Below are 12,856 nucleotides of genomic sequence, written 5' to 3'. Positions count from 1 at the left end.
TGTATTGTCTATACCAATTATTAAAAACAAGTTGACCAACGTCCTTATATCCTATAAAATAGGCTTTGTTAAATTATTAAAAAGTTAAACCAATCTGTGTGAAAGTGAGAACGAATATTATGTGTGGAATTGTTGGTGTTACTGGTGTAGAGAATGCCTTGCCTTATTTGCTACGGGGACTGGAAAAGTTGGAATACCGTGGCTATGATTCAGCTGGGGTCTATTTGGCTAATCCTGATGGAACCGACTTTTTAGTTAAAGAAAAGGGACGCGTTAGTGCTTTAGTTGCTGAGGCGCAGGCTCAAGGTGTCTACGGGACGGCTGGTATTGCGCACACGCGTTGGGCTACCCACGGTAATGTGTCCGTTGAAAATGCCCATCCGCAGGCTTCTAGTGACCATCGCTTCCATTTGGTGCACAATGGCGTCATTGAAAACTACCAAGAATTACAAGAACAATATTTGGCCGGTGTTACTTTTGCCTCACAAACTGATACCGAAGTTGCCGTTCAATTAGTGGATAAGTTTGCCAAAGAAGAAGAACTTTCCACGCGAGATGCCTTTGCTAAGATGATTAGTCTCTTGGATGGTAACTCGGCTTATGGTTTCTTACTAATGGATAGCCAAGAGCCTGATACTTTGTATGTAGCCAAGAAAAAGAGTCCTTTATTAATTGGCGTTTCTGATCATGGCAATGCGGTAACCTCTGATGCAGCCGCTATGTTGGATATGACTGCTAATTTTATTGAATTGATGGATGGCGATATTGCCCTAGTTAAGCCTAATTCAGTTGAAATTTTTGGCGCTGATGGCCAGGCTGTTGTGCGCGAACCTTTCCACTTGGATATTGACCCAGCTCAAACTGATAAGGGTGCTTATCCTTACTATATGCTGAAAGAAATTGACGAGCAAGCCGTTGTGGCTCGGACTTTAGCCGGTCATTATTTTAATGACGAAGGTGAAATTGTTGGGATTGGTTGTGCTATCGGCGACACCATTAAGCAAGCTGACCGGCTATACATCATTGCGGCCGGAACCTCTTATCATGCCGGTTTGGTAGGAAAGCGTTACTTTGAAAACTGGGCTAATATCCCAACTGAAGTGCATATCGCTTCTGAATTTGCTTATGATCAACCGCTCCTTAGTGAGCATCCCTTCTTTATTTTCTTGAGTCAATCTGGTGAAACCGCTGATTCACGTGAGGTTTTGGATAACATTAAGCGCCAAGGTTTCCCAACTTTAACCATTGCTAATGTCATGAACTCAACGCTAACTCGGGAAGCGGACTTTGCCTTACCTGTTTTGGCAGGACCAGAAATTGCGGTAGCTTCAACTAAGGCCTATACCGCTCAGATTATTGTGCAAGCCATTTTGGCTTACTCATTGGGTGAGGTTGAATTGGATTTGAAACAAGAATTAGCGAAGGTAGCGGTCGAAATTCAGGCCATCACTGATGAAAAAGCGACTTTCCAAGCAATTGCTGAAAGTGCTTTGAAGGATCAACATTCTGCCTTTTATATCGGTCGTGGTTTGGATGCGGCGGTGGCCTTGGAAGCAGCCTTGAAGTTAAAGGAAATTTCTTATATTCAAACTGAAGGATTTGCTGCTGGTGAATTAAAGCATGGGACCATTTCTTTGATTGAAGAGGGAACTCCCGTCTTTGCCTTGTTAACACAGGCTAAAACTGCCGGTTTGCTCCGTGGAGAAGTTGCCCAAGTGGCTGCCCGTGGCGCTAACACAATTACGATTTCATCTAAGAGCTTGGCTCGTCCTGATGATGCCTATGTTTTGCCTGAAGTTGACGAACTGCTGATGCCCTTGTTAGCTGTCATTCCAGCGCAATTGATTGCCTATTATGCTACTTTGGCCCGTGGCTTGGATGTTGATCGGCCCCGTAACTTGGCTAAGAGCGTGACCGTTCAATAAATTCCTATATAAACTACAATTTGGCAGTCGGACAAATTCCGGCTGTTTTTTGTGCCAAATTGTTGCTTCTGGTAAAATAAAACGGAAAGTATCTTCTTAAAAATAGATAGGAGGAAAGCGTTTTGGCGCTTTTTACTAAAAAGATTGACGATACAGATCAAACATCTGATTTGAAAATTCCGCACCATCTAGCCATTATTATGGATGGCAACGGCCGCTGGGCTAAAAAGCGGCTACTCAATCGAGTTGCTGGCCATAAGGTTGGGGTTGATGCGGTCAAGAAAATCACAATTGCGGCCCAAGCAATGGGGGTAGAAGTCTTAAGTCTCTATGCTTTTTCGACTGAAAATTGGTCCCGGCCACAAGATGAAGTTTCTTTTTTAATGAAATTACCAATTTCTTTTTTTGAACGATTTGTGCCGGATTTAATTGCCAATAATGTGCGCATGCAGGTGATGGGCGATTTAACCGCCTTGCCAGTTGCCACCCAAAAAGCAGTGGCTGATGCGGTAGAGGCTACGCAGGCAAATACCGGGATGATTTTAAATTTTGCCCTTAATTATGGCGGTCAAGCGGATATTATTCAAGCTACTAAAAGTCTGGCTGAGCAAGTACAGACTGGGCAATTAGATGCCACTCAAATTGACCAAAAACACTTTGAAGCGACCTTACAAACGGCTTTTCTAGGTGATTTAGCTAATCCTGATTTAGTCATTCGGACCTCTGGAGAACAACGGTTAAGTAATTTTTTAACCTATCAATCTGCTTATAGTGAGCTTTATTTTACTGATACCCTTTGGCCGGATTTTGATCAACAAGATCTTCAAAAAGCCATTGAATCATATACCAAGCGTGATCGACGTTTTGGTGGTTTAAACGTTAGAAAGTGAGTTATTGCTTCATGAAAACACGAGTTATTACGGCCATTGTGGCCCTTGCCGTTTTTATTCCGATTTTAATTGTTGGCCAAATGCCGCTTTTGATTTTGTCACTTGGTTTAGGTATTGTCGCGATGAGTGAAATTTTACGGATGACCCATAGTTATCTGATTTCCTTTGAAGCAATCATTGCCTACATTGGTGTTATGGCGGTTATTATTCCTAACTATCTATGGCATTCAGCTGATTTACCACTAACTATGTCAGCCCAAACTGTTATGTATACGATTGGTTTCTTGCTTCTAGTTCGGACAGTTTTTAGCCGTAATCATTTTAATTATGATGATGCCGGTGTTTTATTCCTATCGATGATTTATATTGGGACTGGTTTTCACTACTTCTTCCAGGCCGATAGTAAGAGTTTAGCAACCGTATTGTTTGGGATGTTGATTGTTTGGATTACTGATTCGGGGGCCTATATGGTTGGTCGTCAAATTGGTAAGCATAAATTGGCGCCTCAAATTAGCCCTAACAAAACTTGGGAAGGTTCAATTGGGGGATCATTATTAGCAGCACTTATTGTGCCAGCTATTTATGCTGCAATGCATTTAATTAGCTACAACTACATTGAAATGCTTGGCTTAGCGATTGTTTTGTCAATCGGTGGCCAAATTGGAGATTTGATTGAATCGGCTTTGAAGCGCTACTTTAAGGTCAAGGATTCGGGAAATATTTTGCCGGGTCATGGCGGTATTTTAGATCGTTTTGATTCGATGTTAGTGGTGATGCCCCTGATGTCAATTTTGGGTATGCTTCGTTAAGATTAACGTGTAAACGTAATCTGAAAGGGTTATTGCGATGTCATTTACAACCATCATTGCCTTTATTTTTGTTTTTGGAATTTTAGTCACAGTGCATGAATTTGGCCATTTTATTGTCGCTAAACGAGCTGGTGTTTTAGTTCGTGAATTTGCGATTGGCATGGGACCTAAATTATTGAGTTGGCAACGCAACGGGACTGCTTATGTGATTCGTTTGTTACCAGTCGGTGGTTATGTTCGAATGGCTGGTACCGACGAAGAAGCTGACTTAGAGCCCGGCCAACAGCTACGGTTAACTTTTAATGATCAACAAGAAATCATTACAATGGACACCCGGGTTGATCAAGAACAGGGCGGACTGGTTTTTCGGGTTGATAGCTTTGATTTAACCGATCACTTAACCCTAAGTGGTTACGGCTTAGATTCTGAAGAACTGGTGACCTATGCTGTTAATCATGATGCCCATATCATCCAAAAAAACGGCCTAGCCCTTCAAATTGCGCCTCGGGATACTTGGGTTCAAAGTGCTAAAATTTCTAAACGGTTAGCAATTAATTTTGCTGGTCCTTTAATGAATTTTATCCTGGCGCTCGTATTATCAATTGTCTACGGATTAATGCAGCCAGGCATTAGTCTGAATGAACCGATTATTGGCGGTGTCATTAATGGACAGCCAGCCCAGCAGGCAGGTATTAAGGCTGGGGATCAGGTAGTTAAAATTAATAATACTAAGGTCGCCAACTGGAAGGATATTGCCAGTCAGATTAGCCAAAGTCAAGATCAAGTGCTTCAGGTAACCGTTAAAAGAGCTCAAGGTCAAAAAACAATTACGGTTAATCCGGTGGTCACCAAGGGTGATCCAACCAAACAGGTTCACATCGGGATTACGCCCAAGGTGTATACAGACTTGTGGTCGCGCTTACAATTTGGTATAAGTAATACAGTTAATACAGCTATGCAGGTTTTGAATGCCTTGAAATATATGATTACTGGTCATTTTAGTTTGAACCAGTTAGGCGGACCTGTCATGATGGCGCGGGTCACTTCACAAGCCAGCCAAACCGGTATCGTGACGGTGATTGGTTTGATGGCCGCCCTATCTGTTAACTTGGGAATTATGAATTTGCTACCCATTCCACCGTTAGATGGTGGTAAATTATTAATTGACGGCATTGAAGGGGTTTGGGGGCGTCCTTTACCACCAATCGTTCAAAATGCAATCGGCCTAACGGGCGCAGGTTTGTTGATGCTCTTAATGATTGCCGTTACAATTAATGATATTTTGCGTTAAAAATGGCGATTGCCATTGTACATAATTAGAATGAAGGGGATTTTATGAAACAGTCACTACTATTTATGCCAACCTTGCGGGAAATACCTGCTGATGCCGAGGTAAAAAGTCATCAATTGTTATTAAAAGCTGGTTATATTCGACCAGTTGCAGCGGGGATGTTTTCTTACTTACCATTGGCCCAACGTGTTTTAAATAAGATTGAAGCCATTATTCGAGAAGAAATGGCAGCGGTTAATGCTAATGAAATGTCAGTACCAGAAGTCTTGCCAGCTGAGCTGTGGGAACGTTCTGGTCGTTATGCTACCTATGGACCAGATTTGTATAAGTTCCAAAATCGGCAAAACCGTAACTTTATCTTAGGACCTACTCACGAGGAAACCTTTACCGAATTAATGGGTAGTGAAATTAAGTCCTACAAGAAATTGCCACTTTTGGTTTACCAAATTCAAACTAAGTTCCGTGATGAAAATCGGCCTCGTTTTGGTCTTTTACGCACGCGTGAATTCATCATGAAGGATGCGTATTCTTTTAGTGCTGACCAAGAAGGATTAGATAAGGCCTTCCGCAGTATGGAAGAAGCCTATGTAAAAATTTTTGATCGCGTTGGTTTAGATTATCGAATTATCGTCGGTGATGCCGGTGCCATGGGTGGCTCGGATTCTAAGGAATTTTCCGCGCCAGCTGCTGCCGGTGAAGACACGATTGTTTATTCGGATGCGACCGATTATGCCGCTAATTTGGAAATGGCCAAAGATTTCTACGAACGCCAACCAGATGACAGTCCGGCCCAAGAATTGACTTTAATTGATACGCCAACAGTTAAAACCATTACGGAGTTGTCTGAACTATTGGACCGACCAGCTGACCAACTGGTCAAAACAATTATGTTAAAAACCGATGATGATCGGCTAGTAGCGGTTGTAACTACTGGTGACTTTGAAGTTAATGAAGTTAAAGTTCAAAACTTCTTGGGCGCTAATGCTGTTGAATTAGCTGACGAAGCCTTAGTCGAAGAAAAAATCGGCGCTGGTTTTGGTTCATTAGGACCAGTTGGTTTGCCTGAAGATGTCACTTTATTGGTTGATGAGCGGGCCGCTGATTTGGCTAATTTTTCGGCTGGTGCTAACCAAAATGGCAAGCATTACACCAATGTGAATTGGCAACGTGATGTGGCACTAGCTGACGAAGCTATTGGCGATTTCCGTTTGGCTCGTGAGGGTGATTTAGCCGTTGAAGGTAAGGGTAAGTTACACTTTACTAAGGGAATTGAAATTGCCCATATCTTTAAGTTGGGTACTCGTTACTCTGCCAAATTAGGCGCTCAAGTCCTGGATCAAAATGGTCGCAATGTTGACATGATCATGGGATCATATGGAATCGGAGTGTCCCGTTTGTTAAGTGCCATTGTTGAACAACGTGGCGATGAAGAAGGTTTGGATTGGCCAGCCAGCGTAGCGCCATTTGATGTTCATATCGTCCCGGTTAACCTTAAGGATGAAGACCAAGCTAAGTTAACTGCGACTTTGGAAGAGAATCTAAAGGCTCAGGGGCTTGATGTTTTGGTTGATGATCGTAAAGAACGAGCTGGGGTTAAGTTTGCGGATGCGGATTTGATTGGTATTCCAGTTCGAATCACCGTTGGTAAAAAAGCAGTCGAGGACATTGTCGAAGTCAAGGTTCGGGCCAGCCATACTAACTTTGAAATGCGGGTTAGCGAAATTGAAGACTCCATCCAAGTTTTGTTAAATGGACAAGAAGATTAAAAGTAGTCACAAAAAAGCCGATTTTATCGGCTTTTTTACAATTAGGAGGAAGAACATGTCCTTAGATCAAAGTCAGCAATTAATTAAATTGTTAGATCATGTCCAAATAGCAGATGACATGCGAGCAGCCTTTCAAGCTGGTGCTATCCAAGAAGTTTTAGTTAATCCAGCCGAAGGCAGTTGGCACTTTGTGATTACGTTGCCACAGGTTTTGCCCTTCGACCTTTACGTTCATTTTCAAAAGAGCTTACAAAAGTCCTTTGCCAATATTGCCCAGGTAACTTTATCAATCAAAGGTGCTGCAACAGCTGTTGACGAGCAACTGTTAAATCAATACTGGCCGTTAGTGTTACATCAAACTGAGCTCAATCATGCGGCCATTGAACAATTGACCCAAAGTTCATCACTGGCGTTGAGTGAGCAGGGAACAGTGGTTAAGATTAAAACCGCAGCGCCGGTTTTGTTTGATCAGTTAAATGCGGATATTGTCGCGCAAATTGGGGCTAGCTATCAGGATTTTGGTTTTCCAAAATTAAGCTTTGAACCACTGTTAGATCAAGCTTTAGCCCAGCAAATTCAAGATAACGTAGCTCGTCATCATGAACAATTACAAGAAAGTCTGCAAAAGGCGATTGTTGCGGCTGAGAGTCAGGCTGGCAGTGCAAGTAGTGGACATGGGCCACTTCGTTTAGGACGTAAAATTGCTAAAAATGCTGAAATTACTCGTTTAAATACGATTGATAACGAAGAAAATCGGATTGTCATCGAGGGGTATATTTTTAATCAGGAAATTCGGGAGTTACGCTCAGGACGTAAACTATTGACCGTGAAATTAACTGATTATTCTAGTTCAATTTCAGCTAAAAAATTCTCCAACAACGAAAATGATGAAGCAGTTTTTGATGAAATTAAAACTGGGATGTGGGTCAAAATGAGTGGGAATGTGCAAGAGGATCAATATGCCCACGAGTTGGTGATGAATATCTATGATTTGGAAGTTATTGATCACGAGGATCGCAGTGAACCCTACGAAGGCGACGAACAGCGAATTGAATTACAGGCCCACACCAATATGTCCGCCATGGATGCAGTGACTAATTTTGATCAGGTCGGGGCGCTGGCGAAAAAATGGGGACAAACGGCCTTAGCCGTGGTCGATAACGGGAACGTCCAGGGCTTTCCGGTGGCAATTGCGGCTGGAGCAAAATACGGTCTGAAAATTCTTTACGGGATGGAAGCGAATTTGGTCGAAGACGGCCAACCGATTGCCTTTAATTTAGCCGATATTAATTTATTGGATTCAAAGTTAACCTATGTCGCCTTTGACTTGGAAACAACTGGTTTATCAGCGGTCAGTGACCGTATTATTGAACTATCAGCAGTTAAAATGGAACTGGGGAACGTCGTTGATAAGTTTTCAGAATATATTAACCCTGGTTTTCCTCTATCTGAATTTACGACCAATTTAACTTCAATTACTGATGCCATGGTTGCCAATGCTAAACCAGAAAAAGAAGTCATTGATGCCTTTCGGGAATGGTCAGCCGGTACAGTGATGGTTGGGCACAATGTTACCTTTGATGTTGATTTCTTAAATGCTACTTACGCCCGGTATCAAGAAGCGCCAATTACCAATCCAATCATTGATACCTTACCCTTTACCCGTTGGTTATATCCTGACTATAAATCTTATCGTTTAGGTACGATTGCCAAGCGCTTTAACATTAATTTGGAACAAGCCCACCGGGCGATTTATGATGCAGAAACCACCGGACATATTGGTTGGCGATTGATTAAAGAGGCCTATGAAAGGCATCAATTAGATAATCATCAGCAGTTAAACGACCATATGACCGATGAAGCGGCTTGGCGTCATGGTCGGCCCAGTCATATGACCCTCTTGGTTAAAAATCAGGTCGGCTTAAAAAATCTCTATAAATTAGTTTCGACGTCTAATATTGATTTTTTTGCCAAGGTACCACGTTTACCACGCTCAGTTATGGATCACTATCGGGAAGGTTTACTTTTAGGTAGTGGTGATACCAGTGGGGAAGTTATTATTACCTTGATTGAAAAAGGATATGAAGCGGCTCGTAAAAAGGCCCAGTACTACGATTATCTGGAGATTCAGCCACTGGAAAACTATGCTCCAATGTTAGCTACGCAATTGATTGAAAGTCAGGAACAGCTAAAGCAACTTTTGACGGAAATGGTCAAGTTGGGACAGGAATTAAATAAGTTGGTCGTGGTTACCGGTGATGTGAAATATACTAATCCGGAAGATAAAATTTATCGTGACATTTTAATTGGTTCTCAACCCGGGAATCCTTTGAATCGTACGGTTTTACCTGAAGTTTACTTTAAAACCACGCAAGCCCTCTTGGATGAATTTGCTTTCTTAGGCGAAGCAACCGCCAAAGAAGTGGTCATTACCAACACCCACAAGATTGCGGATTTACTGGAAGATTTAGAACCCTTAAAAAGTGGTTCCTATCCACCTAAAATTCCAGGGGCCGGTGACGAATTGCGCGACAAAACGATTGCCGCCGCTAAAAAGGCCTATGGCACACCATTGCCAGTTGAAATTCAAGAACGAATTGATAAAGAATTAAAGGCCATTGTGGGAAATGGTTTTGCGCCCCACTACATGATTTCACAAAAGTTAGTTGCCAAATCAAATAAAGATGGCTATCTGGTTGGTTCGCGAGGATCAGTTGGTTCCTCCTTTGTGGCCACCATGTCAGGAATTACCGAGGTAAATCCGTTACCACCACACTACCGCTCCGCCCATGGCGATTATTTTGAGTTAGTTGATTCTAAAAAATACGGCTCCGGCTATGACCTACCGGATAAAGAAGATCCTAATCATCCGGGAGAGTTTTTGATTGGGGATGGACAAAATATTCCCTTTGAAACGTTCATGGGTTATACCGGAAACAAGGTGCCCGATATTGATTTGAATTTCTCAGGCGATTATCAGCCAATCGCCCATAACTATATGAAAGTTATGTTTGGTGAAAATAACGTGTACAAGGCCGGTACCATCGCTACTGTGGCTGAAAAAACGGCCTTTGGTTATGTTAAAGCTTATGAACGTGACCATGATGAACGTTTTCGTGGTGCTGAAGTTGAGCGTTTAGCCCAGGGCGTGACTGGGGTTAAGCGAACAACTGGACAACATCCGGGTGGAATTTTGATTGTTCCTCGTGAATATGAAGTTTATGACTTTACACCAGTTCAATATCCGGCTGATGATCAACATTCCTTGTGGAAAACAACCCACATGGATTATCATTCAATTCACGATAATTTGTTAAAAATGGATATATTAGGGCATGATGATCCGACGATGGTTCGAACCCTGAAAGATTTATCTGGGATTGATCCGCAATCAATTCCAGCCAACGATCCGGGGGTTTTGAGCCTCTTTACTTCCACCGATGCCCTGGGGGTTACACCGGAACAAATTTTCTCTAAAACTGGTACCCTGGGTTTGCCTGAATTTGGGACCAACTTTGTGCGGGGAATGCTAGAAGATACTCAGCCTAAGACTTACTCTGAATTGCTTCAGATTTCAGGTCTATCTCACGGAACTGATGTGTGGTTGGGCAATGCCCACGACCTAGTTGAAGCCGGGACGGCCACAATCGGCACCGTGATTGGAACCCGTGATAAGATTATGACCGATTTAATCAACTGGGGACTGCCCGCCGCCGATTCCTTTAATATCATGGAAAAGGTGCGTAAGGGTAAGGGCATTACTGATGAATATCAGCAGTTGATGCGCGAACACCAAGTGCCCGAGTGGTATATTGAATCCTGTTTGAAAATTAAATACATGTTCCCCCGAGCCCACGCTGCAGCCTATGTTTTGATGGCTTTGCGGATTGCCTACTTTAAGGTTTACTTCCCAACGATTTATTACGCAACTTATTTCTCAGTGCGTGCTGATAACTTTGATATTGTGGTGATGAGTCGTGGTAAACAAGCTACCAAAGACGCCTTGGCCAAATTGCGAGCTTTGGGCAATGATGCTACAGTGGGGGATCGTAACTTACAGACTGTTCTAGAAATGGCCAATGAGGCTTTGGAGCGAGGGATTGATTTTAAGATGGTTGATTTAGCTGAGTCCCAAGCCACTGACTGGGTGATTGATGGCAATACCTTGATTCCACCCTTTGTCACCATTCCTGGTTTAGGGGAAAACGTTGCCAAACAAATTGTGGCTGCCCGGACTGAAAAAGATTTCATCAGTAAGGAAGATTTGAAAAAACGGGGCAAAGTTTCCCAGAGTATCATTGAGTTTATGAGTCAAAATTCAGTCCTTGACGGACTACCGGAGGAAAATCAGTTAAGCCTATTTGAATTCTAATCAAGAAATTGCTTAGCAAGGACGGCTTCTCTGTTATACTAGGAAACATGAAAACAGGTATAGTAAAAATTTGGCAAAAAGATCGGGGTTATGGATACATAACCCCTGATGATGGTAGTGCGGACGTCTTTGTTCACTTTAATGGGATTGAAGGGGACGGCTTTCGTGCTCTGACAGTCGGTCAGCATGTAGGTTATGTCTTGGTCGCTGGTTATCAAGACTGGCAAGCCGCCCGAGTGCATCCAATCGAAGCTTCAGATGGCCGATAAAGAAAATTATTTAAATGGTCAAGTCGTTTATCAGGGACCAATTTTTTCTGTAGAAAAACAACAGGTAGCTCTGGCTGACGGGACTCAAGCCCAGCGGGATGTTATCTTTCACCAGCCATCGGTAGCGATTTTAGCCTTCATTGATGATGATCATATCTTAATCGAGCGTCAATGGCGGGCTACGATTCAAGCCTTTACTTGGGAAATTCCGGCCGGTAAGCTTGACCAACGTGATCAAGGTAATTTGCAGCGAGCAGCGATTCGAGAATTGAATGAAGAGCTACGATTAGCGGCTCAAGAACTGCTGCCAGTCTTAACCTTTTATCAAGCAGTCGGTTTTTCTGATGCCCAGATGACGCTATTTGCAGCAAATCAGCTCAGTCCAGTCGACCAAGAGGCTGTTTTACCTCGTGATCAGGGGGAAAGTTTAGATATCTTGACGATTTCTTTTGAAGAGTTGTCACAGTGGTTTGTCCAAGGTAAAATTAACGATCAAAAAACCTTATTAGCCTATCTCTACTGGGCTAATTTAAGAAAGGGATAGATTTAAAGCCCGATGTTTGAAAATTTAAAAGAAAAACGCCGCCAGCGCCAACGAATCCGTGAACGTGAGCGGGTTGAAAAAGAATACGCCAAAACTCATCCGGCTCGCATCGAAGTAGTCCAGCCCGAAACCCGATCTGAAATGCGGTTAACTCACAAGGGTAAATTTGAAATGGGCTCGGACGGTGAGCTGACTATCAAAGGTCGAACTGATCGCTTATCGTATCGTTATAATACAGCAATTTGGGTGTTAGTCTTATTAATTATTGCTGTTTACTTATTTTTCTTTTTTGTCAATTAGATTGAGGAACTTTACATGAAAATTGGGATTATTACCCCCATGCCCGAAGAAAAGGGCAGCCTGGTAGCTGCCCTAGATAATAAGCAAACTGTTTTGATCGCTGATATGGAAATTATTGTAGGTGACTATGGCCATCATCAAGTGATTTTGATGGAATCTGGTATCGGTAAGGTGGCAGCAGCAACGGCGACAACGGTTTTAATTCAGCAGTATCAGCCTGATGCCATTATTAATACGGGTTCGGCCGGTGCGTTAGATCCACAATTACAAATCGGCGACACCGTGATTGGCCGTCAATTAGCTTATAGTGATGTTGATGTAACGGTTTTTGGTTATGACTATGGCCAATTACCTGGTCAACCAACTTACTTTGAGGCCGATTCAACACTAGTTGAAACTTTTAGTAAATTAACGACGGGCCTGACGGGCTTGATTGTTTCCGGCGATCAGTTTGTACAACAGGAACAAAAAACTGAAATCAAAAAGCACTTCCCCCAGGCCCTAGTAGCTGAAATGGAAGGAGCTGCCGTGGCCCAAGTGGCCCAGCGTTTTAATATTCCTTTTATCATTTTACGGGGGGTATCGGATTTAGCTAACGGCGATTCTGGGATTGATTTTGATGAATACGTCGTTGAAGCTGGCCGTGCTTCAGCGCAACTTTTATTAACATTTTTAGACCAACAAAAATAA

Annotated in this window: 10 protein-coding genes; all 10 read left to right on the top strand. The window is 42.7% G+C overall.

The window, feature by feature from the left end; translation table 11 throughout:
- The first annotated feature begins 119 nt into the window (after positions 1-119).
- Complete coding sequence (gene glmS, locus C7384_RS02285) at positions 120-1,925, top strand: glutamine--fructose-6-phosphate transaminase (isomerizing) (RefSeq protein WP_089939468.1); 1,806 nt, start codon at positions 120-122, stop codon at positions 1,923-1,925.
- Between the two features lie 122 nt (positions 1,926-2,047).
- A complete protein-coding gene (locus tag C7384_RS02280) occupies positions 2,048-2,815 on the top strand; it encodes an isoprenyl transferase (RefSeq protein ID WP_089939466.1) in 768 nt (255 codons plus the stop codon).
- Between the two features lie 11 nt (positions 2,816-2,826).
- A complete protein-coding gene (locus C7384_RS02275) occupies positions 2,827-3,624 on the top strand; it encodes a phosphatidate cytidylyltransferase (RefSeq protein ID WP_089939464.1) in 798 nt (265 codons plus the stop codon).
- A gap of 37 nt (positions 3,625-3,661) precedes the next feature.
- A complete protein-coding gene (rseP, locus tag C7384_RS02270; RefSeq protein WP_089939462.1) occupies positions 3,662-4,915 on the top strand; it encodes an RIP metalloprotease RseP in 1,254 nt (417 codons plus the stop codon).
- 44 nt (positions 4,916-4,959) lie between these two features.
- Positions 4,960-6,681 carry a proline--tRNA ligase gene (locus C7384_RS02265; protein ID WP_089939459.1) on the top strand — a complete coding sequence of 574 codons (1,722 nt, stop codon included), beginning with the start codon at positions 4,960-4,962 and terminating at the stop codon, positions 6,679-6,681.
- A 55-nt stretch (positions 6,682-6,736) separates the two neighbouring features.
- Entirely contained in the window at positions 6,737-11,053 is a 4,317-nt protein-coding gene (locus C7384_RS02260; RefSeq protein WP_089939457.1) for a PolC-type DNA polymerase III, read from the top strand.
- 47 nt (positions 11,054-11,100) lie between these two features.
- Positions 11,101-11,322: a cold-shock protein gene (locus tag C7384_RS02255; RefSeq protein ID WP_089939455.1), complete on the top strand. Its 222-nt coding sequence runs from the start codon at positions 11,101-11,103 to the stop codon at positions 11,320-11,322.
- Positions 11,312-11,866: an NUDIX hydrolase gene (locus tag C7384_RS02250; protein WP_089939453.1), complete on the top strand. Its 555-nt coding sequence runs from the start codon at positions 11,312-11,314 to the stop codon at positions 11,864-11,866. The genes C7384_RS02255 and C7384_RS02250 overlap by 11 nt, the downstream gene beginning before the upstream one ends.
- Positions 11,867-11,878: 12 nt before the next feature.
- Entirely contained in the window at positions 11,879-12,166 is a 288-nt protein-coding gene (locus C7384_RS02245) for a hypothetical protein (RefSeq protein ID WP_089939452.1), read from the top strand.
- Positions 12,167-12,181: 15 nt separating this feature from the next.
- The gene (locus tag C7384_RS02240) at positions 12,182-12,856 is read left to right on the top strand and encodes a 5'-methylthioadenosine/adenosylhomocysteine nucleosidase (RefSeq protein ID WP_089939450.1); all 675 of its coding nucleotides are present in this window, start codon (positions 12,182-12,184) and stop codon (positions 12,854-12,856) included.

It is taken from the genome of Convivina intestini, from assembly GCF_003096575.1.
Classification (GTDB): domain Bacteria; phylum Bacillota; class Bacilli; order Lactobacillales; family Lactobacillaceae; genus Convivina; species Convivina intestini.
Note: the sequence above shows the minus strand (reverse complement) of the source record. Positions and strands in the feature narration are given on the sequence as shown.

Coding starts and splice junctions, on each gene's coding strand:
- glmS (WP_089939468.1), top strand. CDS start 120: ATGTGTGGAATTGTTGGTGTTACTGGTGTAGAGAATGCCTTGCCTTAT.
- C7384_RS02275 (WP_089939464.1), top strand. CDS start 2,827: ATGAAAACACGAGTTATTACGGCCATTGTGGCCCTTGCCGTTTTTATT.
- rseP (WP_089939462.1), top strand. CDS start 3,662: ATGTCATTTACAACCATCATTGCCTTTATTTTTGTTTTTGGAATTTTA.
- C7384_RS02265 (WP_089939459.1), top strand. CDS start 4,960: ATGAAACAGTCACTACTATTTATGCCAACCTTGCGGGAAATACCTGCT.
- C7384_RS02260 (WP_089939457.1), top strand. CDS start 6,737: ATGTCCTTAGATCAAAGTCAGCAATTAATTAAATTGTTAGATCATGTC.
- C7384_RS02255 (WP_089939455.1), top strand. CDS start 11,101: ATGAAAACAGGTATAGTAAAAATTTGGCAAAAAGATCGGGGTTATGGA.
- C7384_RS02250 (WP_089939453.1), top strand. CDS start 11,312: ATGGCCGATAAAGAAAATTATTTAAATGGTCAAGTCGTTTATCAGGGA.
- C7384_RS02245 (WP_089939452.1), top strand. CDS start 11,879: ATGTTTGAAAATTTAAAAGAAAAACGCCGCCAGCGCCAACGAATCCGT.
- C7384_RS02240 (WP_089939450.1), top strand. CDS start 12,182: ATGAAAATTGGGATTATTACCCCCATGCCCGAAGAAAAGGGCAGCCTG.